19 protein-coding genes and 4 pseudogenes are annotated in these 24605 nt (G+C 61.3%); 17 read left to right on the top strand and 6 right to left on the bottom strand.

What is annotated here, in order from left to right; genetic code table 11:
• Nucleotides 1–8: 8 nt before the first annotated feature.
• The 3 genes and pseudogenes from ACFDR6_RS02645 to scpA all read left to right on the top strand — a co-directional run bounded on the left by ACFDR6_RS02645 (nucleotide 9) and on the right by scpA (nucleotide 5764).
• Complete coding sequence (locus tag ACFDR6_RS02645) at nucleotides 9–1538, top strand: acyl-CoA carboxylase subunit beta (RefSeq protein ID WP_375857263.1); 1530 nt, start codon at nucleotides 9–11, stop codon at nucleotides 1536–1538.
• Nucleotides 1539–1546: 8 nt separating this feature from the next.
• Nucleotides 1547–3562: an acetyl-CoA carboxylase biotin carboxylase subunit gene (locus ACFDR6_RS02640; protein ID WP_375857262.1), complete on the top strand. Its 2016-nt coding sequence runs from the start codon at nucleotides 1547–1549 to the stop codon at nucleotides 3560–3562.
• A 63-nt stretch (nucleotides 3563–3625) separates the two neighbouring features.
• A pseudogene (gene scpA, locus ACFDR6_RS02635) lies at nucleotides 3626–5764 on the top strand (methylmalonyl-CoA mutase).
• A 63-nt stretch (nucleotides 5765–5827) separates the two neighbouring features.
• Here the strand turns inward: scpA and ACFDR6_RS02630 are convergent.
• The 6 genes and pseudogenes from ACFDR6_RS02630 to ACFDR6_RS02605 all read right to left on the bottom strand — a co-directional run.
• Nucleotides 5828–6149 (bottom strand): annotated as a pseudogene (locus ACFDR6_RS02630) (sigma factor-like helix-turn-helix DNA-binding protein); the annotation flags it as partial.
• A 367-nt stretch (nucleotides 6150–6516) separates the two neighbouring features.
• Nucleotides 6517–7122, bottom strand: a pseudogene (locus tag ACFDR6_RS02625) (class I SAM-dependent methyltransferase).
• A 118-nt stretch (nucleotides 7123–7240) separates the two neighbouring features.
• Entirely contained in the window at nucleotides 7241–8869 is a 1629-nt protein-coding gene (locus ACFDR6_RS02620) for a DUF6538 domain-containing protein (protein WP_375857261.1), read from the bottom strand.
• Nucleotides 8870–9169: 300 nt separating this feature from the next.
• Nucleotides 9170–9655, bottom strand: coding sequence for a DUF2937 family protein (locus ACFDR6_RS02615; protein WP_375857260.1), 486 nt, complete (start codon nucleotides 9653–9655; stop codon nucleotides 9170–9172).
• Nucleotides 9656–9679: 24 nt separating this feature from the next.
• The gene (locus ACFDR6_RS02610; RefSeq protein ID WP_375857259.1) at nucleotides 9680–10381 is read right to left on the bottom strand and encodes an RES family NAD+ phosphorylase; all 702 of its coding nucleotides are present in this window, start codon (nucleotides 10379–10381) and stop codon (nucleotides 9680–9682) included.
• Between the two features lie 2 nt (nucleotides 10382–10383).
• Entirely contained in the window at nucleotides 10384–10782 is a 399-nt protein-coding gene (locus ACFDR6_RS02605) for an antitoxin Xre/MbcA/ParS toxin-binding domain-containing protein (RefSeq protein ID WP_375857258.1), read from the bottom strand.
• A gap of 171 nt (nucleotides 10783–10953) precedes the next feature.
• On the opposite strand from ACFDR6_RS02605, the gene ACFDR6_RS02600 reads away from it, so the two are divergent.
• The 14 genes and pseudogenes from ACFDR6_RS02600 to ACFDR6_RS02535 all read left to right on the top strand — a co-directional run bounded on the left by ACFDR6_RS02600 (nucleotide 10954) and on the right by ACFDR6_RS02535 (nucleotide 24499).
• The gene (locus ACFDR6_RS02600; RefSeq protein WP_375857257.1) at nucleotides 10954–11646 is read left to right on the top strand and encodes a multiubiquitin domain-containing protein; all 693 of its coding nucleotides are present in this window, start codon (nucleotides 10954–10956) and stop codon (nucleotides 11644–11646) included.
• Complete coding sequence (locus ACFDR6_RS02595; protein WP_375857256.1) at nucleotides 11643–11969, top strand: hypothetical protein; 327 nt, start codon at nucleotides 11643–11645, stop codon at nucleotides 11967–11969. Before ACFDR6_RS02600 ends, ACFDR6_RS02595 begins: the two co-directional genes overlap by 4 nt.
• Nucleotides 11966–12484 carry a hypothetical protein gene (locus tag ACFDR6_RS02590; RefSeq protein WP_375857255.1) on the top strand — a complete coding sequence of 173 codons (519 nt, stop codon included), beginning with the start codon at nucleotides 11966–11968 and terminating at the stop codon, nucleotides 12482–12484. The genes ACFDR6_RS02595 and ACFDR6_RS02590 overlap by 4 nt, the downstream gene beginning before the upstream one ends.
• On the top strand, nucleotides 12471–13421 hold the full coding sequence (locus ACFDR6_RS02585; protein WP_375857254.1) for a HesA/MoeB/ThiF family protein: 951 nt from the start codon (nucleotides 12471–12473) through the stop codon (nucleotides 13419–13421). The genes ACFDR6_RS02590 and ACFDR6_RS02585 overlap by 14 nt, the downstream gene beginning before the upstream one ends.
• Nucleotides 13422–13482: 61 nt before the next feature.
• On the top strand, nucleotides 13483–14214 hold the full coding sequence (locus tag ACFDR6_RS02580) for a DUF2971 domain-containing protein (protein ID WP_375857253.1): 732 nt from the start codon (nucleotides 13483–13485) through the stop codon (nucleotides 14212–14214).
• A 49-nt stretch (nucleotides 14215–14263) separates the two neighbouring features.
• Nucleotides 14264–15214 (top strand): phage exclusion protein Lit family protein, encoded by a 951-nt coding sequence (locus ACFDR6_RS02575; protein WP_375857252.1) that lies wholly within the window; start codon nucleotides 14264–14266, stop codon nucleotides 15212–15214.
• A gap of 110 nt (nucleotides 15215–15324) precedes the next feature.
• On the top strand, nucleotides 15325–15951 hold the full coding sequence (locus ACFDR6_RS02570; protein WP_375857251.1) for a hypothetical protein: 627 nt from the start codon (nucleotides 15325–15327) through the stop codon (nucleotides 15949–15951).
• Between the two features lie 286 nt (nucleotides 15952–16237).
• Nucleotides 16238–16816 carry a hypothetical protein gene (locus ACFDR6_RS02565; RefSeq protein ID WP_375857250.1) on the top strand — a complete coding sequence of 193 codons (579 nt, stop codon included), beginning with the start codon at nucleotides 16238–16240 and terminating at the stop codon, nucleotides 16814–16816.
• Complete coding sequence (locus tag ACFDR6_RS02560; RefSeq protein WP_375857249.1) at nucleotides 16813–18195, top strand: 7-cyano-7-deazaguanine synthase; 1383 nt, start codon at nucleotides 16813–16815, stop codon at nucleotides 18193–18195. Before ACFDR6_RS02565 ends, ACFDR6_RS02560 begins: the two co-directional genes overlap by 4 nt.
• The gene (locus tag ACFDR6_RS02555; RefSeq protein ID WP_375857248.1) at nucleotides 18179–19360 is read left to right on the top strand and encodes an ImmA/IrrE family metallo-endopeptidase; all 1182 of its coding nucleotides are present in this window, start codon (nucleotides 18179–18181) and stop codon (nucleotides 19358–19360) included. The genes ACFDR6_RS02560 and ACFDR6_RS02555 overlap by 17 nt, the downstream gene beginning before the upstream one ends.
• The gene (locus ACFDR6_RS02550; protein WP_375857247.1) at nucleotides 19338–19958 is read left to right on the top strand and encodes a PIN domain-containing protein; all 621 of its coding nucleotides are present in this window, start codon (nucleotides 19338–19340) and stop codon (nucleotides 19956–19958) included. Before ACFDR6_RS02555 ends, ACFDR6_RS02550 begins: the two co-directional genes overlap by 23 nt.
• Before the next feature lie 169 nt (nucleotides 19959–20127).
• The gene (locus ACFDR6_RS02545; protein WP_375857246.1) at nucleotides 20128–22338 is read left to right on the top strand and encodes an nSTAND3 domain-containing NTPase; all 2211 of its coding nucleotides are present in this window, start codon (nucleotides 20128–20130) and stop codon (nucleotides 22336–22338) included.
• Nucleotides 22339–22604: 266 nt separating this feature from the next.
• Nucleotides 22605–24160: pseudogene (locus ACFDR6_RS02540) on the top strand (ISL3 family transposase).
• A 144-nt stretch (nucleotides 24161–24304) separates the two neighbouring features.
• Nucleotides 24305–24499 carry a hypothetical protein gene (locus ACFDR6_RS02535; RefSeq protein WP_375857245.1) on the top strand — a complete coding sequence of 65 codons (195 nt, stop codon included), beginning with the start codon at nucleotides 24305–24307 and terminating at the stop codon, nucleotides 24497–24499.
• The last annotated feature ends 106 nt before the right edge of the window (nucleotides 24500–24605 follow it).

The raw sequence follows: 24605 nt of genomic DNA, 5'->3' as shown, positions 1-24605 counted from the left end.
CCCGATCGATGTCCGTTATCGAAACCCTTGAAGATCGTCGCGCCGGCGCCAAGCTCGGCGGCGGGGAGAAGCGCATCGAGGCGCAGCACGCCCGCGGCAAGCTGACGGCGCGCGAGCGGATCGAGCTGTTGCTCGACAAGGGGTCGTTCGAGGAATTCGACATGTTCGTGGAGCACCGCTCCACCGAATTCGGGATGGAGAAGACGAAGGTACCCGGCGACGGCGTCGTCACCGGCTGGGGCACCGTCAACGGCCGCAAGACCTTCGTCTTTGCCAAGGATTTTACCGTGTTCGGCGGCTCGCTGTCCGAGACCCACGCGCTGAAAATTACAAAACTCCAGGACATGGCGATGAAGGCGAGGGCGCCCATCATCGGCCTCTATGACGCCGGCGGCGCCCGCATCCAGGAAGGCGTCGCCGCGCTCGCCGGCTATTCCTACGTGTTCCGCCGCAACGTGCTCGCCTCGGGCGTGATCCCGCAGATCTCCGTCATCATGGGGCCCTGCGCCGGCGGCGACGTCTATTCGCCGGCGATGACCGACTTCATCTTCATGGTGAAAAACACCAGCTACATGTTCGTCACCGGACCCGACGTGGTGAAGACCGTGACCAACGAGGTCGTCACGGCGGAAGAGCTCGGCGGCGCCTCGGTGCACGCCACGCGCTCCTCGATCGCGGACGGCGCCTTCGAGAACGACGTCGAGACGCTCTTGCAGATGCGCCGCCTGACCGACTTCCTGCCGTCCAACAACACCGACGGCGTGGCGGAATGGCCGAGCTTCGACGACATCGGCCGGGTCGACATGTCGCTGGACACGCTGATCCCCGACAATCCGAACAAGCCCTACGACATGAAGGAGCTGATCCTGAAGGTCGTGGACGAGGGCGACTTTTTCGAGATCGCGGAAGGCTTCGCCAAGAACATCGTCACCGGCTTCGGCCGCATCGCGGGGCGCACCGTCGGCTTCGTCGCCAACCAGCCGATGGTGCTGGCCGGCGTGCTCGACAGCGATGCGTCGCGCAAGGCGGCGCGCTTCGTCCGCTTCTGCGACGCCTTCAACATCCCGATCGTCACCTTCGTCGACGTGCCGGGCTTCCTGCCCGGGACCGCGCAGGAATATGGCGGCCTGATCAAGCACGGCGCAAAACTGCTGTTCGCCTATTCGCAATGCACCGTGCCGCTCGTCACCGTCATCACCCGCAAGGCCTATGGCGGCGCCTTCGACGTCATGGCCTCCAAGGAGATCGGCGCCGACATGAACTACGCCTGGCCGACCGCCCAGATCGCGGTGATGGGTGCCAAGGGCGCGGTCGAGATCATCTTCCGCAGCGACATCGGCGACCCCGACAAGATCGCCGCCCGTACCAAGGAATACGAAGACCGCTTCCTGTCCCCGTTCATCGCCGCCGAGCGCGGCTACATCGACGACGTCATCATGCCGCATTCGACCAGGAAGCGGATCGCGCGGGCGCTGGCGATGCTGAAGGACAAGAAGACGGAAATGCCGGCGAAGAAGCACGACAATTTGCCGTTGTGAGAAGAGCAGTGTTCAAACGCATTCTGATCGCCAATCGCGGCGAAATCGCCTGCCGGGTCATCAAGACCGCTCGCCGCATGGGAATTCAGACGGTTGCGGTCTATTCCGAGGCCGACCGCGACGCCCTCCATGTCGAGATGGCCGACGAGGCCGTGCTGATCGGCCCGCCGGCGGCCGCCGAGAGCTATCTGGTGATCGAGAAGATCGTGGAGGCCTGCCGCAAGACGGGCGCCGAGGCGGTGCATCCCGGCTACGGCTTCCTGTCCGAGCGCGAGTCGTTTCCGCGCGCGCTGGAGGCGGCCGGGATCGTCTTCATCGGTCCCAACCCCGGCGCGATCGCGGCGATGGGCGACAAGATCGAGTCGAAGAAGGCGGCCGCCAAGGCCAAGGTCTCGACCGTGCCAGGCTATCTCGGCGTCATCGAGGACGACAAGCACGCGGTCACGATCGCCGACGAGATCGGCTACCCCGTGATGATCAAGGCGTCCGCGGGCGGCGGCGGCAAGGGCATGCGCATCGCGCATTCGAAGGCCGAGGTCGCCGAAGGCTTCAATCTCGCCAAGGCCGAGGCGAAGGCCTCGTTCGGCGACGACCGCGTCTTCGTCGAAAAGTTCATCGTCGATCCCCGTCACATCGAGATCCAGGTGCTGGGCGACAAGCACGGCAACGTCATCTATCTCGGCGAGCGCGAATGCTCGATCCAGCGCCGCAACCAGAAGGTCATCGAGGAGGCGCCGTCGCCGCTGCTCGACGAGGCGACGCGCCGCAAGATGGGCGAGCAGGCCGTCGCACTGGCCAAGGCCGTGAACTATGATTCCGCCGGCACCGTCGAGTTCGTCGCCGGGCAGGACAAGAGCTTCTATTTCCTGGAGATGAACACGCGCCTCCAGGTCGAGCATCCCGTCACCGAGCTCGTGACCGGCATCGATCTCGTCGAGCAGATGATCCGCGTTGCCGCCGGCGAGAAGCTCGCCCTCGCGCAGAAGGACGTCACGCTGACGGGCTGGGCGGTGGAATCGCGCCTCTACGCGGAAGATCCGTTCCGCAACTTCCTGCCCTCGATCGGTCGCTTGGTGAAATATCGTCCGCCGGCGGAAGCCAGCCAGGACGGCATCACCATCCGCAACGACACCGGCGTGCAGGAGGGCGGCGAGATCTCGATCCATTACGATCCGATGATCGCCAAGCTCGTCACCCATGCGCCGTCGCGTGCCGCCGCGATCGAGGCGCAAGCGACCGCGCTGGATTCGTTCTACGTCGACGGCATCCGTCACAACATCCCGTTCCTGTCGGCCTTGATGCATCATCCGCGCTGGCGCGAGGGGCGGCTGTCGACCGGCTTCATCGCCGAGGAATTCCCCAAGGGGTTTGCGGTGCGCGTGCCGGAAGGCGAGGTCGCACGGCGCATCGCCGCGGTCGGCGCCGCCATCGATCACGTGCTGGGTGAGCGCAAGCGGCAGATCTCGGGCCAGATGGGCGGCCGCGTCGTGCAGCGCGAGCGGCGCCGCGCGGTCTGGCTCGACCGCCAGGAGATCCAGCTCGAGATCGCGCGCGAAGACGAGGCCATCGCGATCCGCTTCATCGATGCCAACGGCAAGGCCGGCAACGCGCATCTGCTGGCCTCGTCATGGAAGCCGGGCGATGCGGTCTGGCAGGGCACCATCGACGGCCAGTTCGTCGCGCTGCAGGCGCGGCCGATCCCGAACGGCATCCGCCTCGCGCATCAGGGCGTCGAGGTGCCGGTCTATGTCTGGACCGAAGCGGAGGCGACCTCGGCGCGGCTGATGCCGGTGACGACGGCCTCCGACAGCGGCAAGAAGCTGCTCTGTCCGATGCCCGGCCTCGTGGTCTCGATCGCGGTGAGCGAGGGGCAGGAGGTCAAGGCCGGCGAGACGCTGGCGGTGGTCGAAGCCATGAAGATGCAGAACGTGCTGCGCGCCGAGCAGGACGGCACGGTGAAGAAGATCCACGCCAGTGCCGGTGCGACGCTGGCGGTGGACGCGCTGATCTTGGAATTTGCATAAGCAGGCCATGTAGCCCGCGATGCGTGGTTGACAATTAGGCCGGTAACCGGTGCGAGATCAAGAATGTCGATGTCATTTCCAGATGAATGGAAGAGGATTGCCGAGAAGGAACTAAAAGGCGATCCCATCGCGCTCGTGCGGAAGGCTCCGGAGGGCATTGAAGTCAAACCGATCTATACGGCGTCTGATTTAGATGGGATCGAGCATCTGGACACGTTACCTGGCATGTCGCCGTTCGTTCGTGGTCCTAAGGCGACGATGTATACTGGTAGACCGTGGACAATCCGCCAGTATGCGGGATTCTCGACTGCAGAGGCGTCAAACGCATTCTATCGTTCCGCCCTTTCCTCAGGACAGAAGGGCTTGTCGGTTGCATTCGATTTGGCGACCCACCGCGGCTATGATTCTGATCATCCTCGCGTCCTAGGTGATGTCGGGAAGGCGGGCGTTGCCATCGACTCAGTCGAAGACATGAAGATCCTCTTTGACGGCATTCCCCTCGGGGAAACGTCGGTGTCGATGACTATGAACGGAGCTATAATCCCCATTCTCGCAACCTTCATTGTCGCCGGTGAAGAGCAGGGAATTCCGCGCGAAGCTCTTTCGGGAACTGTCCAAAATGACATTCTGAAGGAGTTCATGGTCCGCAATACATACATTTATCCGCCGGAACCATCGATGCGCATTGTTGCTGACATTATAGCGTTCACCGCGCAGAACATGCCGCGCTTCAACTCCATCTCGATTTCAGGCTACCATATGCAAGAGGCGGGGGCGACGCTCGTCCAGGAGTTGGCCTTTACGCTCGCTGATGGACGTGAATACGTCCGGTCTGCTCTTGCCAAGGGCCTTAACATCGATGATTTCGCAGGGCGGCTTTCATTCTTCTTCGCTATCGGAATGAATTTCTTCATGGAAGCGGCGAAGTTGCGCGCTGCTCGACTTATCTGGTCGCGTGTTATGGCGGAATTCAACCCTAAAAAGCAGTCGTCCTTAGTGCTTCGTACGCACTGTCAGACGTCGGGAGTGTCGCTCCAGGAGCATGATCCGTATAACAATATCGTGCGGACCGCTTATGAGGCCTTAGCCGCCGTTCTGGGCGGCACGCAATCGCTGCACACAAATTCGTTCGACGAAGCCATCGCATTGCCCACTGAGTTTTCGGCTCGGATTGCCCGGAACACCCAGCTAATCCTTCAGCATGAGACCGGCGTCGCCGACGTCGTCGATCCCCTCGCGGGATCCTATTATGTCGAGCGCCTGACGGACGATCTCGTCAAGGCTGCCTGGCAACTCATGGAGGAGGTCGAAGAGCGGGGAGGGATGGCGAACGCGATCGCGACAGGGTGGCCTAAGCGATTGATCGAAGAATCGGCGATACGGAAGCAGGCCGCGATTGATCGCGGTGATCAGGTCATCGTCGGAGTTAATCGGTTTCGGCTTGAACAAGAGGAGCCAATCGACATTCTGTAGATCGACAATTCGACTGTGCGCGCCTCGCAAATTCGTCGTCTGACCGATATCAAACGGTCGGGAGATTCTAAGAGCGCCTCCAGTGCGTTGGCTCGACTGACCCGGGTCGCGCAGTCAGGTGAAGGAAATCTGCTGGAAGCCGCGATTGAGGCCGCTAGGTCTCGAGCAACCGTCGGCGAAATGTCTGACGCAATGCGGCAGGCTTTTGGAGATCACCAGGCGATACCAGATGTTGTTTCGAGTATCTATGGCCCTGCTTATGGAAACGATCCCGAGTTCACGAATCTTGTCTCGCGGCTCGACGAAGTGTCACAAGCGATCGGCGTGAGGCCAAAGATTATGATCGCCAAGCTAGGACAAGATGGTCATGATCGAGGTGCGAAGGTTATTGCGTCGGCATTCGGCGATATGGGGTTCGATGTTGTTGCCGGTCCTTTGTTTCAGACGCCAGCCGAAGCTGCCGCGATGGCCGTTCGGGCAAAAGTACATGTTCTGGGGGTCTCATCGCTCGCGGCCGGTCACAGGACGCTCGTTCCTCAGGTTGTCAGGGAGTTGAAGCTGGCTGGCGCTGGCGGCATCATTGTTGTTTGCGGGGGCGTCGTCCCACGGCAGGACTACGAGGAATTGCTTCGGAGCGGAGTGGCAGCCGTGTTCGGGCCTGGTACCAACGTACTTGAGGCCGCTATGGCAGTTCTCGATCTTATCGAGGGACGGCGAAGAAATCGCTGATCGAGGCCCGGCCGCTTCGAAGTTGCACGGGCTTCGATCAGGATGCGTTCTATTCATCCAAACACGAGCGCGCGCCGCGAGCTTACGAACCGCGGCCGGCTCGCGACCGAGGGTGATGGCCAATTCGGTCAGCGGCACGTCGAAGACGTCGTGGAGAAGGAAAGCGGCCCGCTCCAGAGGGGACAGACGCTCAAGGGCCAGCATCAACGTGACCGTGACGTCGTCGGCGACTGTCTCCGTCCGGCTCCATGGAATCCACGAGAGGATCCGGCAGCCATGGTCCGACGTAGGTTTCCGGGCGCGCCCGCGCGGAGCGGCGTCGGTCGAGGCACAGCCGTGGGACAACGCGGGTTAGATGGGCGGGAGGCGAATCGACGCCACTTTCGCTGGACCCGCTGCCATGCCTGCTGTGGGGAGGTGAGCTGACGCCAATGCAGGCTATTTGAGGCTCTGGCTTCCAAACGCTCATTGCCGCTCTGCCGCGGCTTGAATGGCTTTTACCGGGGCGCCTCGAAACCGGCCGAGATTGACGGCCCAACCGGACGAAAGAGTGGTACACAGCGGTGGTCACAAAATTCGGCCGGGCTTTTCGGGAATCCTAATTTTCCGCGGATTCTGGCGCCATTGCGACCTAGGGACAGAGATCCCACTCTCTCCGCCACAGTGCGCTATAAAGCGCATGTTCCGTCGTTGAGAATGACCCATGTTATTTCGTCGAGCCGCTTGGAAATCGCAACGCGGCTCGATGCATCTTACAGGTAATCCGGCGAGATGGTCCAAACAGCCGTTTGCTTGTCTTCTAGGTCGCGGGTCACCGGTACGCTGCCTTCGGAAGGAAAGTGCGCCCGGGGTCGCCGATCAAGATGGTTGCGCCGGCGCGCGCATGGTTGGCCAGAAATGCGAAGGCACGCGCCGCGGTGTCCCGTTCATAGAAAATGTCGCCCGCGAGGATGGTCTGCCATCGGTCGCTTGGTTGAGTGTCCAGCACGTTCCGCATTGAATTCGGCCGCCGCGATCGCGAAGGTGTCGATATCAGACACTGTCACCCCGACCGCGCCGGCCTTCATCGCCGCGATGCCGACGATTCCGGAGCCAGAAGCGATGTCGAGCACGTGCCGGTTCCGCACGGTATCGGGATGATCGAGAACGTAGCGAGCCAGCGCTTGGCCACCCGCCCAGGCAAAGGCCCAGAAGGGCGGCGGAAGGCCGGCCTCGTTCAGCTCGTTCTCGGTCTGCTGCCAGAGCGGCACCGATTCATCGGCCAGGAACAGCGCGATTTCCGGCACCAGCGGCACCGACCGCAGCCGGGTGTTGGCGCGGATGAAGGATTGCGGGTCGGCAATGGTCGTGGCTGTCAAGGCGGGCGGTCGCTGTCTCGGTCCCCTAATGACTAGCACGAACCGTCTCACGCCGCGAAGGGGAACGCAGAGCGGCTGCGTCTCGGGGTCTCGCCAGGCGTGCTTCGCCGCCGGGCCGTCAGGCGGCCGTATGCCGAGCCGTCCTTTCGGCTTTGTCTGCGGCGATTTGCTGCGGTGAGCGCCGCGTCCGCTTGAGAGGCGCTGGCGGTCGATTCAAGGCTGGAACCTTGAATCTCGGGAAGAGGTCCAGCTCCTTCGCGAGCACGGGCACCTTTCGTTTGCCGTACCGCGCCCCGGTCCCGGACTTGCTTTCGTGCCCGCACATGTAGTCGCACAACTCCGGCTTCATCTTCGTCCCGCGCACGATCTCGCGCCAGAGGTGGCGCCAGCCGTGATTGGGCTGCACGCCCGTGATCTTGAGCGTATCGCGCACCCAATCTCCCAGCCGTTCGGCGACCTTCTGCCATTGGGGATTGGCTCCCTTTCCTCCGCGGGCGCGGTCGGGATCGTAGAACAGCGGCTTGCCGAGCTTGCGGCGGGCTTCGACGAAGGCCATGAACTTTTGGTCGCGCAGATGCTTGTGGACCGGCACGCGGCGCAGCCGTTTGCCTTTCGTGATCTCGGGTCTCAGTACGAAGCACCAATGACCGAGAATTTGCTGGACGTCGGACGGTAAAAGCGAGGTGATTTCGTTGACGCGGGCGCCGGTGTAGGCGCAGATCCAGGGGACCCAGCGCCTGGCGGCCCTCATCTCGGCGGAGGTCAGGTGCGACGGCGTGGCGACGGTCGCCGACAGGATCGTGAGCGCCTGCTCCGGATCGAATCCTCGCTCGTCGTCTTCCTTCCAGGCCTTGACACCCTCCACCTTGATTCCGGCGAAGGGATTGATCTCGAGCCGCAGCGCGTTGAGCATGTGGGTGGCCACCGACCGCGGCGCCGCCAGCCAGACGTCGCGGACGGCCTTGGGAGCGATGCCCTGGGAAATCATGTAGTCGCGCCAGCGGACCGCGTCCTGCGGCGTCACCCGCGCAAGGTCCCGGTGCTTGATCCATTCGATGAAGCGCTCGATGACGGGACGCCAGCGCTTAGCCGTCGGCCCGTCGAGGCCGCCCTTGATCCGAGGCTGGCTGCAGTAGAGCTCGAAGGCCTCCATGATGTCGACCTTGGGCTTCGTCCTAGTCTTGGGCAGTTCGCCGAGTTTTTCGTTCTCCTTGTAGTCGCCCTTCGTTGCGCGGAAGACGTCGCCGTAGGCGCCCTTCCTCGCTTCGGCGAGAAGGGGCTTCAGCTTTTCGACCTGAGGCTCGGCCGGCGACCCTCCAAGTTCACGGGTCAGGACCTCGCGCGCCCAGCGATCGAGAGCCTCTTCGGCTCCGGGATCATCGTCGTTTTCCGTGAGGGCGAGCCACCTAAGGGCACCAAATCCCGTGCCGGGCTCGGCGATGTGGGCGTCGCGGATCCGGACGTGGGTCTCGCGCTGGATCGCGAACAGGTCCTGATGCGCCAAACCCGCCCTGGAGGCCTTCGGTCCCCGCTTCGCCTCCAGCGCCAGAAGTTCCCATTCGCGCTCTAGCTCGACGGAGGCGACCGCGACCCTGGCGTTGGCGGTCCGTCGGTCGGTGGTCTTCAGGGACCGCCAGACCTCGGTCTTGCCGACCAGGGCGCGGTACCGGCTCGGGACCTTCTTCCGGATCCAATAGACGTTCTGCTCGTTGCCGCTGGCCTTCTTGGGCCGGAAGGGGGTCGGCATTCTGGTCGTTCCCATTGGTGTAGACCCTCGGTGTAGAACCGACGGCTCAAGGAACGCCCAAAAACACAGCTAAACTTGTATTTACCGGGGGTTTTCGCACGGGCGGGGGAGAGTCCCTCCCTCTCCGCCATAATAAAACGGCTTCGAGAAAGCCCCGTAAAATCAGGCCTTACTGCACGCCAGAGGTCTCTGGTGTAGCCCCGAGGTGTAGCCCTCGGGTAGCCTCAATTTGCCACGATGATAAGCGAGTTGCAACGTGGCCGAACCGACGACCTAACGGCATCGAAGCGAAATTGGTGATCAAGCTTCCTGCATTCTCGTAAATCCAAAGGCCGCCGCCCACGTTAGTCCGAGCGACGCGATGAAGCCGAGCAGGGTGAACAGGATCGCGTCCATCGAAAGCGGCAGGGCAAATTCGAAGTCCCGCCACGCGCGAGCGGCGATTTCCCGATCGGCGCCTGTCGCGAGCGCGGTGACGCGCGTGAACGCGCCTCTTTGATTCATCGCGATCTGCTGCGCACGTAGGCGCGCAAGTCGATCGATCGTTTCGGACATCCTCGTTCCCTGATCGCGGACCAGTTGCTCGGAATTTCGACCCATGAGGGCGAGCGCTCCCTGGCGATCGTATCCCGAGCGGCGTGAGTCGTCGTCGAAGTGATCGACGATGCGTTGCAGTTCCTCGATGGCGCCGCCGATACGCTGCGCATATTGCTGCGCGAATTCGGGTGCCTGTCCGATCAATATGGCCAAGAAGGCGGAGACCGCGACGAGAAGCCAAGTACGCATTCCGACCTCCGCGAGATGTTTCGATCAGGCCGCCATTGATCCCGACATGATGTCGTCGCGATCGATGTCCCGATCGGCGGCGAAATCGTAGAGCCGACTGATGCGACGGCCGTCCCATCGGAATCGATAGTGGGCGCCTTGGACGCCGCGTTCGACGAGGACGTCCCGGTTGAAGATGCTGATGAAGTCGTAGCCTGGTAGATCGGCGATCCTGAAGAGCGCCCCATGCCCGCCGTCTTCGTACAGACGTCTTCCGAGTATCCAGCGTGCGATCTGCGTCATGTCGGGAGGCAGCCCGCGCAGGTCGACGAATTTGCCGACGACCCTGTTCGTGATCATCCGCATGTCGACGCCGCAGGCCGGCTCGTCGGTACGACCGAGAAACTCCTCCCGACGCAGAATGGCCCGGGCGAGTGCGCCCCGCTCCGACGCCGCCAACTCCAGCACGGAGTATGGCGGCGGGAGCAGGTGCGTTCCCTCCGGCATGGGATAGGCGAACGGCGCGTGATTCCAGTTCTGCAGATTGGGAGAACTGGAATCCGCGGAGAGGTCTCCGCCAGTGATGCGCGCCTTGGCCGCGAGCCTCGGGTTGGTCAGCGTCTCGAGGTCGGCGGCCGCCGCCTGCATCTCGCGAGAACCGAACTTCTCGTAGATGTCGATGGTCGGCCATTTCGACGGGATGAGCCGGCGGTACTCGCTGTCGATTGAGATGTGAGGATAATCCAAACTCACCCTCCGCGTTGGGCATCGACGTACTGTCGTACCCTGATGATGTCGCTCAGGTTGCCGCTGAGCATGATGTCGAGAGCGGATGCGCCATCGAAGAAGCGGTTCGGGCGTCGGATCCAGCCGATTGCAGCTTCGGGCGAGTCCAGCAGGATGCTGAGCGCCTTGTAGATGGAACCAAGGTGCGAAATCCGCTCAAGCGTATCGGCCGAAAGGTCGCCGCCGTCCTTGCGCCAGCGGAAATACGTCGAGCGTCCCGGCGATCCCAGCAACTTCACCTGTTGCTCGGTGGTGAGATCCCAAATTTCGGCCAGTTTAAAAAAAACGTCGAGAGGAGAAGGGTTTGCTGGGCTTGTTCCATCGATGTGCTCCTTTGCGAATGTCCGCTGGGGTCGGTCCATAGGATTTCCTCGTTAGTCCCAAATAGGACTTGTATTGCATTTTAAGTCCCATTAGATACAGTCTCATTATGGACTGATTCGAGATCATCTGTCTCGTTCGGGATTTCGTCAAGCGCGACGGCACCCGGTCCGTGTGCCACGCGATGGAGAACGATCATGAATGTGGTGACGTTGGCGGCTGACGGCGAGCACGCGAAGGCCGGTTCGAAGTTCAAGGCGCAGATCGGCGATGCCGACTTCGTCTTTGCGGAGTTCCACTTCGCCGACGCCGAGGTGACCGGCGCCCGGATAGGTACGGCGGCGGGCCGGCACCCGATCGAGGACTACGTGGTCTTGAAGCACCTAAAGTCTGGGGAACTGGAGACGCTGCGCCCCTCCGAGACCTCGAAGCTCGACGAGCACGGGGTTAACCGCTTTTTCGTCGTCAAGGGCGCCGAAACGCACCGCTTCTTCGTCGACGACTTCGCGATGGAATGGCCGTATCGAAAGCTCGTCGCCTGGCAGATCAAGTTTCTCGTCGGTGCCGGCGAGGAGATGGCCCTGACGCTTGAGCGCCACGGTGCGGTCGAGGTGTTCGACGACGACGATGAGGTCTTCATCGGCGGCGAGGAGGTCGAGCGTTTCCACCTGAGTCGCCGGGAACGGACGGTGACCGTCATCTACGGCTCGGACGTCGAGTTCGTGCTGGAACGTCGCGTCTACACCACCGAGGAGCTGATGACGGTGTTCGGCGTGCCGGCCGGCTACAAGCTGGACATCATCGGCGCAGACGGCAGCTTCCGCGAACTGGAGCCCGGCGAGCGGATCAAGGTGAAGAACGGCATGGAGTTCGCCTCCCATCCGCCGGCGGGGCAGTCGTCGTGACCACCGCCCACATGGAGCGCTTGCGCCGGATCAACCGCGGTGCCGAGCTCTGGGACGACGGCGGGCAGCCACTCGTCTTCTTGCCGGCCATGAAGGTGCGTCACGCCGGGGGCGCGGTTTCGGTCGATGGGCTGCTCTGCCCGCGCCAGCATTGCGGTTACACGACGCGGCTGTTCCTGTCGCAGCCCTTTGCGAGCCGCGGCCAGAACTGGACGGTCCATCAGATTCTGGGCCGCGCATGGCACGCCATGTCCTACAACAACGTCCCAGCATCGTTGCCTTGGCCGGAAATCCTCGCAATCCATCTGGGACAATTGAAATGACGATACGACTCAAGATCTCGGGTTCGCTGCTCGACCACCTCCGGCATGACCTGGCGAGACCGCACCGCTTCGCGCATGAACGCGTCGGCTTCTTGACGGCGGGGGCGGCCTCGACGCCGGACGGCTTGTTGCTGCTGGTCCGTGGGTATCTTCCGGTCGCTGACGAAGACTACGAACCCGCGCCCGGGGTCGGCGCGCGGATCGGGTCCGCGGCCATGCGCAAGGCCGTGCAGTCCGCCTATCGGCCGCCGTCCTGTCTCCTGCATGTCCATTCCCACGGCGGTCGCGGTCTGCCTCGCTTCAGCGGCGTGGATCTCGATAGTGCGAATGCGTTCGTTCCCGGCTTCTTCCAGTCCTGCCCGAGGATGCCTCATGGGCTGCTGGTTCTCAGCGACGACAGCGCGACCGGCATTCTCTGGGTCGATGCGAACGCGGCGCCCGTAGCGATCGGTCGCTTCGTCCGTGTTGATCGGCCGGTAGTCGAACAATGGAGGACCGCCCATGAACTGGCTTGATCGTCAGAGTTTCCTCGGTCTCGGCAGCGAAGCGCGGCTGGCTCATGCGACGGTCGGACTCGTAGGGCTGGGCGGCGGCAACTCGCACGTCGCTCAACAATTGGCTCACGTCGGCATCGGAAATTTCGTGCTGATCGATGCCGACCGTATCTCGCCCACCAATCTGAACAGGTTGATCGGCGGCACTTGGTGGCACGTGCTTAGGCGGACTGCGAAGGTTCTGATCGCCAAGCGGATGATCCGCGCGATCAACCCGAACGCACGGGTCGAGGTGCATACCGAGCAATGGCAGCTTGCCGCCAATGCGCTAAAGCGTTGCGATGTCGTCGTGGGCGGGCTCGACAACGTGCGGAGCAAGGACGAGCTGGATGCATTCTGCCGCCGGCATCTCGTCCCCTACGTGGATCAAGGCATGGACGTGCACCAGCTCGGTGGCGGTCACGGCCATTTGGTCGCCGGTCAGGTGTTTCTGTCGGAGCCGAGCGGTCCCTGCCTCCGCTGCATGGGTATCGTCACGGACGATGCTTTGGCCGAGGAAGCCAAGAGATATGGTGCCGCGGGCGGACGGCCGCAGGTCGTCTGGCCCAACGGCGTTCTCGCGTCCCTCGCCGTCGGCCTGGTGGTGCAGGCCATCGTGCCCTGGAGCCGACGGACCCGCCCGGGATCCTATCTGGCCTTCGATGGCAACTCCGGACTCGTCGCCGAGCCCGAGCGCTTCCGCCGCTGGTCCGAGGCCGAGTGCAGACACTCCCCGGCACCGTCGGTCGGAGACATGAGCTTCGATATCCGCAAAGTGCAGGGTCGACCACGGGTGGACAAGCCGCGCGCGCTGCGTCGGGTCAGGAGCGCGGTCTCTCGCCTGTTCACGCTGACGACGGCATGGGTGCGCGGGACCAGGTATCGCGACCTTGCGGATACCGAGAAGAGGGGCTTATGACGGCGATCATCCGCGTAGACTGCCGCGCCCTGGGAGCGAACGAGTGCGCCTATACCATTTCTTGAACGCGAAATACGGCCTGCAGGCAATCCGCAGGCAGCATCTGAAGATCGCGCGCATCTCCGAACTGAACGATCCGTTCGAGTTTCTTCAGGTGGCCTCCGAAGATCCACGGACGCGGGCGCGTTACCAGTTCGTCAAGCGCTCGTTGTCCGAATACATGGGGCTGATCTGTCTGAGCGAGAACTGGAAGAACCCGGTTCAGTGGAGTCACTACGGGCAGAGCCATCGCGGCATCTGTCTCGGCTTCGACGTCGATGCGGCCGCCGCAAACAAGGTTCGGTACGTCGCCAATCGCATACCGGCGAACCTCAAGGCGATGAGGAAGGATGGGCCTGCGGCAAGACGGCATATGCTGGATCTGCTCACTCTGAAATTCGATCACTGGAGCTACGAGCAGGAGCACCGCGTCTTCGTACCGCTGGAAAACAGACCGAAGAATCGGTCAGGCTTGTGCTTCATGAAGTTCTCGGGCGCGGATTCGCCCCTCGTGCTCAAGGAGATCATCGTAGGAGCGGCATCGGAAGTTTCGCCAGAAGAAGTGAACGCCGCGCTCGGCCGCCGGGCGGGTAGCGTGAGCGCCTTCAAGGCGCGATTGGCGTTCCGCACTTTTGAAGTCGTGGCCCAGCAAAACCGAGACTTGTGGCGGCCTTCGCGGCGGCGCGTTGGTCTACGCGAACCCTCGTTCGAGGCGCTTGCACAGCGCGCGTTGGCCGAGAAGTTCGGCTCATAATCCGACAATGTGGCGCTCAAGAATGCGTGGAAGATAGTGGGGTCGATCGATGGATATTTCGCGGGAAACCGATCTCCTGCTTGAGGGGGCCGTTCCGGAGCGAATGCAGGAACTCAAACAGGCCTGGGGTGAGCACCAGGATCGCGTCCGTCTTCAGGACGGACAGGGCTTTAAGCTCGAGCAGAACTACGGCACCGTCCAGGTCAACGAAACCGCGCTCAAGTCGATCTGGCTGGTGGGCTTCGCGGCATGGAAGGCGCTGGAGGCCTATAGCGATGCAATTCCGGCGCTTCTGGCCGCGCGCAAGCCGTTCGATCTTGAGCTGCTTGACAGCATTCCCGGACAGGACGAATACGATCTCGAATTCGCCGAGACAATGGAGCGGGTCCGGCATCTGAACGAGGCGCTGACGATTTCGGAATTCGACTGGCCGTCGAACATTCCCGCCCCCGATTTCGGTGCGAAGTTTACGGACCAGAACCAAAAGTTCGCTTTCGACCTCGTGTGCTTCGCCGGGGCCTACGTCGTCCTTCACGAGATCAAGCACGGGTTGATCCAGGCCGACCCGGCATGCGGTGAACTCGATCCGGTCGCCGAGGAGAAGGCCTGCGATGCATACGCACGCGAAATGCTGCTCGGAAAAGTGGCCGACTATGCGGAAGCCGCGACCTACCCCGCTTCGCTCGTGAGGGCCAAGCGGATCATCGGAATACTTTTCGCGAAGCTGGTCATCGTCGCTATCACGCCGAAGTCGATTTGGGCATCCTCGGACGACCATCCTTCGGTCGGAGACCGCATACGGGAACTGTTGATGGAAGTCGAAGACGACGCACCGCCGAGCTTGTGGGCGGTCTGCGCGGGTCTGCTCGCAGTCTTCGCGCGCCATTACGGTCTCATAACGGAGCCAATTGAATTCGGATCCATTCGTGAGCTCGCCTTTAGCCTGGTGGAACTGTTCGACGAAAGTGAAGAAGCAGCTAAAGGTATTGATCGGCGTTAGAGTGTTTCGAAGCCCGTTTGCGGATGGGTTTGATTGCGCGCTCGCCAGATTTGGGCACCTAAACGGTCCCAAGCGTGCACACTTGGTCGATCTATCCTATCAGGTTCGAAATGACGAGTTCTCCCCAGACGATTGACGCCGCAGCCGATAGGTTTTTTCGGGCTTACGCTCGCCATTGCGTGGAGCCCGACGAGGACTCGCTCTTCAATCTCCTCGATGCGCTTCACAGCTTCAACGACAAACTGAGGAAGGCGGGAAAGGGGAGCCTATTCGGCTCCTCCAATTTTATGGCGCTCAAGGCGCTTCGCAATCTGTTTCACCACGAAACGGAATTGTTGCACGAGATCAAAATTATTCCGACGTCGAGGATGCCGCAATTCGTGACGGATCTCGGCGTCGTGTGCCTTGTCGATGCCGCTGTTGTGAACCGGGCGGTGTCGCGAGAAAAGGCCGAGCAACAGGACGCGATAAGAGGTGCTTTCAAATGGTACGGAAAAGTCGTGAACATTCAGCCCTGTGTTTTCAATGGTGCGGTCGACGTATTTGAGACCGTCGCGTCGGCTAATCTGAAACCGAAGTCGGAATCGTACGAGGATTTCGAAGCGAGCTATCGCTTCGAAGAAATCAGCGGTCATGCGCATCGCGTAACCGGCGATATTTTTTGTGTGGCCGGTTCGGTCGAGGAAGTCTTGCAGGCCATCTTCCAGGCGGCTCCGAATGGCGCGAGGGCCGGTTAGTCAGAGTTGCGCGCCGCGCCTCGTACGCGGCGCTGACGCCTGCGACTGAACATCGAGCCGATAGGACGTGAGCGGATGCTCGTGATTGGCGGCGCAACGTCGAGATAAGTTTCCCTTCGGCAACGATCGCGTCTCTGCGAGGTCGTCAGCCGTTCTTCGCCCCGACCGGTCGGTACAGTAACGGAAATCGCAAATCGACGGACTTCGATGCCGTCGGAGGCAGCAGCCAATCTACCTTTGACATTGTCATTTTTTTTGATACTATTTCTGACATGGAGGATCGCCCGTGAGTGATGGTCCGTACAAAAGCCTCAATATGACGGCCGCTTGGAAGAAATTGGCGGGGTGGGCGCACAAGGCGGCGTTTGAGCCCCTCGAAGTTGCCGAACGTGTTGTTCCGGCCTTGGAAGAAACGTGGCGTGACGAGGGCTGCAGCGAAGTCGTTCGGGCCATTCGCCAAATCCTAGGCGACCCCAGACAGATCGATATGTTTGGCAACGATAGATCGGCCGAACTCGAAGCTGTGCGCAGGGAGCTTTCGGCCGGAAGTCCAATGCGTCGGCTGGTATTCGATCACGTAACGCAATCGGTCTCCAACCCGCAGCCAGGCGTCGACCCGGTATCCGATGGCGTCGAAAGCGCCCTGCGCGACCGCGCAGCTCGCGGTAGCAGGCAAGTGGAAGAGCACTATCTGCGCAAGCAGAGTCCCGATGCAGAGGCGACCCGCGTCAGACTTCGCATGGACGACGCCATCGTGAGCGCTCCGATTGCTGCCCTCGCGCGTCGCCTGTCGGGCCTCGACGGGCCCTCCCAACCGGCGCCGGCTAAGCAACAAGGCCTCGAAGATGGCGTGAGGCTTCCATGAACGATGATGATATCACTGGAATCAAGGTCGATGTGCATGAGGCCGGCGGACGCGCGCGGGCCGGACGGGTTTCGTGCGAAATCGAAACCAACCTCATCTTCAAGACGCACGATCTTGCGGCCTATTTTTTTGCGGCGTGGGAGCCGATCGTCTTCGATCTGATGCTGCTCGCGGCGTCGGTCGAATTCTGCGATCGCATCAAGCGCCGTCCAGGTTTAGCCTGGAGCCGCGCTTTCGAATTGCGTGTCCCGGTGCATGACCCCGACGTTTGGAGCCGGAAAGACGTTTCGGACCACTTGCATGAAGCGCTCGAGCTGCTGACGGGCGACCGGTGGAGAGTCACCTTCAACACGCGCAGAATCCCGGCCGACCCGCCCGTGCAGCGGCTGTTCCACCTGGATACTGGAGCCGAGGCCGTCATTCCCTTCAGCGATGGCCTCGATTCGCGCGCGGTCGGCGCTTTGATGGCGGAAGAGTACGGCAGCCGGTTGATACGTGTGCGGCTCGGCTCGAAAAAGAAGGACCAGCCCAAAGATTCGGCCGGCCGAAAGCAGCCCTTTATGACACTGCCGTATCAAGTGAGGCCGGGCGACTCCCGCTTCATCGAATCAAGTGCGCGATCGCGGGGGTTCAAATTCGCCGTGTTGAGCGGGGTGGCAGCATACTTTGCTAAAGTGGGCAAAGTCATCGTGCCGGAGAGCGGGCAAGGCGCCATCGGCCCGACGCTTGTCCCGGTCGGGCAGGCGTACGAGGACTATCGTAATCACCCGCGCTTTATGAAGCAGATGACGAAGTTCTTCGGCGCGCTCCTTGGCGTTGATATCGACTTCATGTTCCCTCGCTTGTGGTTTACCAAGGGCGAGACGCTTGCGGCGTACGTCAAATTGACCGGCGAAAAGGACACAGAATGGTCCGAAACGAGGTCGTGCTGGCGCGACAATCGCCACGCGTCCGTCGATGGTCTTCGTCGTCAGTGTGGAATCTGCGCGGCTTGCATGCTACGCCGCTTGAGCGTGCATGCGGCCCACCTCAGGGAGCACGACGACGCCTATCTGTGGGCGAATCTTTCGGCGACAAATTTCAGCGACGCCGTCGCCGAAGGTTTCGACGGACCCAAGAATGCGCACAAGCAATATGCAATCGCGGGTTCGTTGCATCTCGATCATCTTGCATCTTTAAGACAATCGAGCACGGCAGAGCGCCCGCTCAGCCTTGCTGTCTTTCATCTGGCGCGCGCCCTAGACGAGCCGGAAGCAGTCGTTCGACCGAAGTTGGACAGGCTGCTCTCGCAACATCAAAAGGAATGGAAAGCTTTCATGGAATCACTGGGACCGCAGTCATTCGTTGCTCAGTGGGCCGAAAATGGTCAGCCTACTTGAAACCATGTCGCTGACGGAAGTCGGCGAACGTCTCCGCGAGGCGCGCGAGCGCGTTAAGCTCAAGCAAGCGGACGCGGCGGAGTCGGTCGGGCTCTCGCGGACCACGCTGGTCGCGATCGAGCAAGGCCAGCGGCGCGTTCGCATCAATGAGCTTCGTGACCTCGCGAATCTTTACAAAATGTCCATCAACGAACTGATGCGGCAGGAGGCGATCCACGCGAACTTCACCCCCAAGTTTCGCAAGCTTTTCCAACAGGAAGATGATGCGGTCGAACTTGCCGTAAAACAACTCGAGGGCTTGGCGAAGGCCGAGGCGGAGTTGGAACGGCTCCTCGGCATCCAGCCGCCACGTAACTATCCGCCGGAACGGCCGATCCTTCCGGGCGATGTTAGAGCGCAGGCTGAACAAGATGCCCTCGAACTTCGACAGCGCTTGGGATTGGGCCTCGGTCCGATCTCCGACATCGTGACGCTATTGGAGCTCGAGCTTGGCGTGCGGGTCTACATCCGTCGCATCGATGGCGGAATTTCAGGCCTGTTCGCGTACGACGACGCGCTAGGAGCATGCATTCTCCTCAACGGGAACCATCCCCGCGATCGCCGCGCGCAAACTGCAGCCCATGAATTGGGTCATCTCGTGTCAACGCGACGTGAACCGGAGGTGCTGGAAGAAGGCGTCACTGAAAATTCGCGCGAGGAGCGCTACGCGAACACGTTCGGTAGAGCATTTATGACTCCTGCGCGCGCAGTTATGCAAAAACTCAAGGAGGTCACTCTCGGATCGGAAAAGCTGACCCGGCGGCACGTAATCGTGCTTGCGCATTTCTTTGGCGTCTCGCGCGAGGCCATCGTCCGACGGTTGGAGGAGCTAAAGCTGGCGAAACCCGGCACGTGGGATTGGTTTCAGGCGAACGGAAACATCACCGATCAGCAGGCGGCCCAGGTGCTGGGAGAGCTGAACAGTGCGGACATTCATCGCGCCGATGCCGACCGACCGACCACGCTTCGGCTCGGGCTCTTGGCGGGCGAGGCTTGGCGTCGCGGGATTTTGAGCGAAGGCCAGCTCGCACGGATGCTTCATCTGGATCGTGTCGAACTCCGACGTATGTTCGACGGCCTAGAAATTGAAGGGAGCGAGTCCGATGGGGCTCTCATGCCTGATTGACCCCAAGGCACCGGTCGTTCTCGATGCGAGCACCGTCATCAATCTGAACGCCACGACCTTCGGTCCGCGGATTCTGAGAGCGATCCCGAATCTCTTCGTCGTTATGGACGTGGTGCAGGAGGAGTTGCGCGAAGACCGGCGGAATGGCCGACAAGACGGGCGCCTCGTAGCCGAGCTCATTTCCGACGGCCTCTTATCCGTCGCGAAGCTCGATGAGCTTTCCGAGATGCATTTTGCGGATCTGGTCATCGGGCGAGGGAACGCGACCCTCGATGACGGAGAGGCTGCCACGATTGCCTTTGGCGTCGAGAAAAGGGCGATCGCGTTGATCGATGAAAGAAAGGCCGGGAGAATATGTGGCGAGCAGTATCCGGAGCTCCTCGTCGGCAATACCTTCGATGTGCTCGCTCACAGCGCCGTCCTGGCGGAGCTGGGCCAAGACGGAACAGCGGATGCCGTCTTCAACGCTCTCCGCTTCGCCCGGATGCGGGTCCCTCGCTCGGCGGTGGATTGGGTGCTTCGATTGATCGGGCCCGAACGTGCAGCGCGCTGCGAGTCCATTCCGTTGGCGGTCAGAACCAGCGCCAGCGCAGACTAAGGAGCCGCTCGAATGGAAGCCAACCGTGGTCGTTCACTTGCGCGGGTTGGATCACGTCACCAGCGGGTCGGGCATCTTGTCATAGTGGCGTAAGTCTTCGAACCAATTTAATCTACACTCCTTGAGCCTCGATCACCGCTCACCTGCTGCACATTGGATTGGCTCCTCAGTGTACGACTTCAAAACACTTTCGCCGATCGACTTCGAGGAACTTGCGCGCGATCTGCTGCAGGCCGAACTCGGCGTCAGGTTCGAAAGTTTCAAGCCCGGAAAAGATCAGGGTGTCGACTTCAGGTTCGCCAGCGGCGCCGGTCACGCCGTTGTTCAGGCCAAGCACCTCGTCGGCAGCACGTTTCCGGCCCTGATTCGAGCATGCAGGGCAGAGGATGCGAAGGTCGCCAAGGTTCGTCCTCGCCGCTATCTGTTGGCCACTTCTGTGCCATTGTCATTATCTCAGAAGTCGAAAATAAGGGCGGCAATGCCCTCGGCGCCTCTAGCCGATGCTGACGTGTTCGGCCCGGAAGACCTTAACAATTTCTTGGGTCGCCATCCGCAGATTGAGCGCAAACATTTCAAGCTATGGCTCGCCAGCTCGGCGGTGCTCGAACGCGTCTTGCATAGCGGCGTCTATAATCGCACCGAGACCGAGATGGCGCTCATCAAGAATATGACGCAGAAATTCGTCCACAACGAAAGCGTTCCGGCGGCCGAAGCAATACTGGCCAGGGCCGGATCATTGATTGTCTCCGGAGAACCGGGGGTCGGCAAAACCACCCTTGCGCGGATGCTCGTTTGGCTTCACGCGGAGCAGGGATGGAATATCTCGGTGATTGACGACATCCGGGAGGCCTTCGAGATACCGCTTGACGAAACGAAGCGGCTCGTTTTCTTCGACGACTTTCTCGGGCAAGTCGCACTTTCGAGCGACCTTGTGCGAAGCACCGATCAACGATTTCCTCCGTTCCTGCAGAAAGTGCGATCGCACGACAATCTTCGCTTCGTCCTGACCACGCGGAATTACATCTTGAGGCAAGCGCAGGCGGTTTCAGGCCGCCTTGCGGAGCCGTCGATCAACACCAGCGAATTCGTTCTCGACGTCGGTCGCTATACGAGGTCGGTCAGGGCGAAGATGTTGTACAATCATCTCTATTTTTCGGAGATGAGCAGGGCAGACCTCAAGACGATGCTGGGTCGGGATTTCTTCCTCAAGGTCATCGACCATCGCAATTTCAATCCGCGCCTCATCGATCTTCTCACATCGCCCGATTATCTCGCCATCGCGAAGCCGACTCAGGCCATGATCCAGGCAGTTCTGGACAATCCGTCGGAACTCTGGGAGCGACCCTATCGTACGCAACTCGGGCGAGAAGCTCGAGCGCTCATGCTGGCGCTGTACTTCAACGAACCGCTGACCAAGTTTCCAGATTTGGAACGAACATTTGGGAGAATGCTTGATGCGCTCGGCGGTGGCCTGTCGGCAGCGGAACGGCCCGCCGCATTTCGTATGGCAATCAAAGAATTGGAGGGCTCGGTGCTGGCGATACAGGATCGCAAGATACGGTTCTCCAATCCCGGCGTCAGGGACTTTCTTGATCGAGCCATCGCTGAGGATCGCTTCTTGCAGGCGGCAGTGGGTGTCCTGACCGATTATGCCGAGCTGAAGCAATGCTGGAACGTATACGGTCGCGGGCCCGAACGTGCAGGCCCGGGTTTCGCGCAGGTTTGGTCGGACGCGATGTCGCGCATGGTTCAAAGTGGCACGGGAAACGAACTTCAGCGTCTCGCACTAGTCAAGGAGTCGTTTGAAACGCTTGGCAGCGCGGCATTGCTTCCGCATGTAACGGTGGCGGCAGCCGATCTGCGGGATGCCGATCTGGATCAGGATGATGCCGATTTATGCCGGTCATTGCTCGAAGGAGCGCTTCATTCGGCGCTGCCGGACGCCCAAAAGCAGGAAGTACGCGACGCGGTTTCGCAGGCCATGGGGCGCGTGTTGGGCTATTGGGGCGGCTACATGCCTCTGGAGGACCTCGATGCGGCAGCAGAAGCGCTCCGGGAGTTCGGCACGTTGCCGTCGGACGCCGTCGCTAACGTTCAAATGGCACTAAAGGAGTTCATCGATCGAATTGATGACTCTTTGGGAGAAATGGACGATCCGGACGAACTTGACGACTTCGAGAAGGACCTCAAGGCGCTCATGACGAAGTTCGGATACGAGGACGGTCGCGTCGCTCGAGATATAGAGTATCGAAGGCAGGCAATCTACGAAGGCGAGGTACGGCGCTCCGGTTCTCATTATGGAAGGCATGATCAATCCGATGATGAACCGGATGTTTCGGATGATGAGATCAGATCGATGTTCAGCGGTCTCTCTCACTAGCCGGAAGCGACACCGATCCGAATCGGATAAGACTGATGAGTCTCGCGATCAATTGCATTTAGACCCTCAGCATTGCTCAGTGCGCTGAGCGGCGCTCCACCCATACGATTTCGCCAAGGGTCATGTAGACGATAGCGCCCCTCGAGACGCCAATTGTCAATCGGCATTGGACTGGGCCCCCCGATCGGCATCCAAAAGGGGCTCTGACTCACTTTTGATGCAGTTTGGAGGATGTCTGGCGCTTTGATTGGAGGAGAATCAGCGCCATGCAGCAGGCACTCCACCGCTCCAGTTTGGTGCCGCGTGGGTTTGTTGTAGAGAGTGCTTACTACGAGGGTAATAAGGCGATCGTTGTGGTTCGGGCGTCCGGCAGCGTCGGCCTGTGTCCATCGTGCGGAACGGTTTCGCGGCGTGTCCATAGCCGCTACCGGCGCCGCGTGACCGATCTGCCGCTCTCGGGTCGGATCGTCCAGCTCCTGGTAATCGCCCGCCGTTTTCGCTGCGACGCGGTTCTGTGCGGGCGTCAGATCTTCACTGAGCGCTTCGGCGAAGGCGTACTGGCGCCTTCGGCGCGCCGCACCGCGAGGCTGGAGTCCATCGTTCACCACCTTGGCTTGGCGCTTGGGGGTAGACCGGCAGCAGTCTTCGCAAAGCGGCTGATGCTGCCGGTGAGCAAAGATACCCTTCTTCGGGTGGTTCGGCACCGTAGCCGTCCCCCAGCTGACCCGCTCAGGGTCATCGGCATTGATGACTGGGCCTGGCGGCGCAATCACCGATACGCCAGCATCGTCTGCAACCTGGAAAGGCGCAGGGTCGTCACTTTGTTGCCGGATCGTGAGCCGGCGACGCGCAAGCCTGGCTCGCTGCTCATCCCACGATCGCAATCGTCGCCCGTGACCGCGGCGGCGGATATGGCGAAGCCGCGGCCAAGGCCCTGCCGCACGCAGTACAGGTCGCCGACCGTTGGCATCTGATGGAGAACGCCAGTCGGGCCTTCCTCGATGCCGTCCGCAAATCGATGCGCCAGATACGCACCGTCATCGGTGCGACCACGATCGATCCCAAGCTACTCACCGCCGCTGAGCGCCTCCAGTATGAGGGCTATCTGCGCCGCGAGGAGACCAACGCGGTCATCCTGGCTCTGTCGAAGAATGGCATACCTATCAAGCAGATCGTGCGTCAGACCGGCCACAGCAGGAAGCTGGTGCGACAGGTGGTCCGCGGCGAACGTCACGACGAGTTCCGAACCCGGCAAAGTTCGTTGGATGTGCACTTGCCATGGCTGGACGAGCAGTGGGCGTCTGGCTGCCGCAACGGTGCTGAACTTTGGCGCCGTTTGAAAGGGCGTGGCTTCCGAGGCTCGCTCCGTGTCATCAGCGAGTGGGCAACCCGCAGACGACGAGCGGAAAGGACCGACACACAAAACCTTCAGAGGATTCCGTCGGCCAGAACGATCGCTCGCCTCATGACAATCGGACGGGACCTGCTCACCAAAGCGGAGACCGTCACGGTCGCGGCGATCGAAGCTGGCGTGCCAACTCTGGTCGAGGCACGCGAGATCATCGCCGAATTCCACCTGATGATCCGGCGTAAGACCGAGGCGGGCCTCGCTCCTTGGATCGAGCGTGCCCGCGCCAGTCTCGTCGCCTCGTTCGCGAGCGGCGTCGGGAGAGACCAAGCGGCAGTCCGAGCCGCAATCACGTCGCCCTGGTCGAACGGACAAACCGAAGGACAGATTACGCGCCTCAAGCTCGTCAGGCGCCAAATGTATGGCCGCGGGAAGATCGATCTGCTCCAAGCCCGGTTAGTCGGCGCAGAATGAAAGGAGCTGCACCAAGATTGCGTCAGAGCCCCGATTGGATGCCGATCACCCCGAATACGGGGACCTTATTCCACGCCGAAACACAAGCTCGCGCTCCTTGGTCGTTTCGAGGGTGACGAGAGCGTCGTCCCGGCCGAGAAGGAAATGGTCGCAGGGATCAACAGCCTGCTCATCGGCAACTGTCACCATCAGGTCTACGGACGGGATGCGTTGTTCAGCTACAAGCGTGGCCAGAAGGGCGAGATCGGCAGCGGCGCCCATCTCGACAAGGACGAAGCGTTCCTGGCGGTTGGAAAGGATGCCGAGAGCGGCAAAGTCCTAGCGTTAAGAAGCGAATAGGAAAGTGCGGGCTGCGCCATAGTGCATTTCGGCGGCCCGGACGCTGACGGACTGGTACTGCCGAACGCTCGAAGGCTCTCGCGGCTGACGGTGCGACTTATGACGC

It is taken from the genome of Bradyrhizobium tunisiense, from assembly GCF_042263385.1.
Classification (GTDB): domain Bacteria; phylum Pseudomonadota; class Alphaproteobacteria; order Rhizobiales; family Xanthobacteraceae; genus Bradyrhizobium; species Bradyrhizobium tunisiense.
This window is presented reverse-complemented; position numbering and strand designations above follow the sequence as displayed.

What these genes read in the sequence shown, in the direction of transcription:
- ACFDR6_RS02645 (WP_375857263.1), top strand. Translation starts at nt 9, where the DNA reads ATGTCCGTTATCGAAACCCTTGAAGATCGTCGCGCCGGCGCCAAGCTC.
- ACFDR6_RS02620 (WP_375857261.1), bottom strand. Translation starts at nt 8,869, where the DNA reads ATGCCGACCCCCTTCCGGCCCAAGAAGGCCAGCGGCAACGAGCAGAAC.
- ACFDR6_RS02615 (WP_375857260.1), bottom strand. Translation starts at nt 9,655, where the DNA reads ATGCGTACTTGGCTTCTCGTCGCGGTCTCCGCCTTCTTGGCCATATTG.
- ACFDR6_RS02605 (WP_375857258.1), bottom strand. Translation starts at nt 10,782, where the DNA reads ATGGACCGACCCCAGCGGACATTCGCAAAGGAGCACATCGATGGAACA.
- ACFDR6_RS02590 (WP_375857255.1), top strand. Translation starts at nt 11,966, where the DNA reads ATGACGATACGACTCAAGATCTCGGGTTCGCTGCTCGACCACCTCCGG.
- ACFDR6_RS02585 (WP_375857254.1), top strand. Translation starts at nt 12,471, where the DNA reads ATGAACTGGCTTGATCGTCAGAGTTTCCTCGGTCTCGGCAGCGAAGCG.
- ACFDR6_RS02575 (WP_375857252.1), top strand. Translation starts at nt 14,264, where the DNA reads ATGGATATTTCGCGGGAAACCGATCTCCTGCTTGAGGGGGCCGTTCCG.
- ACFDR6_RS02570 (WP_375857251.1), top strand. Translation starts at nt 15,325, where the DNA reads ATGACGAGTTCTCCCCAGACGATTGACGCCGCAGCCGATAGGTTTTTT.
- ACFDR6_RS02560 (WP_375857249.1), top strand. Translation starts at nt 16,813, where the DNA reads ATGAACGATGATGATATCACTGGAATCAAGGTCGATGTGCATGAGGCC.
- ACFDR6_RS02555 (WP_375857248.1), top strand. Translation starts at nt 18,179, where the DNA reads ATGGTCAGCCTACTTGAAACCATGTCGCTGACGGAAGTCGGCGAACGT.
- ACFDR6_RS02550 (WP_375857247.1), top strand. Translation starts at nt 19,338, where the DNA reads ATGGGGCTCTCATGCCTGATTGACCCCAAGGCACCGGTCGTTCTCGAT.
- ACFDR6_RS02535 (WP_375857245.1), top strand. Translation starts at nt 24,305, where the DNA reads ATGGTCGCAGGGATCAACAGCCTGCTCATCGGCAACTGTCACCATCAG.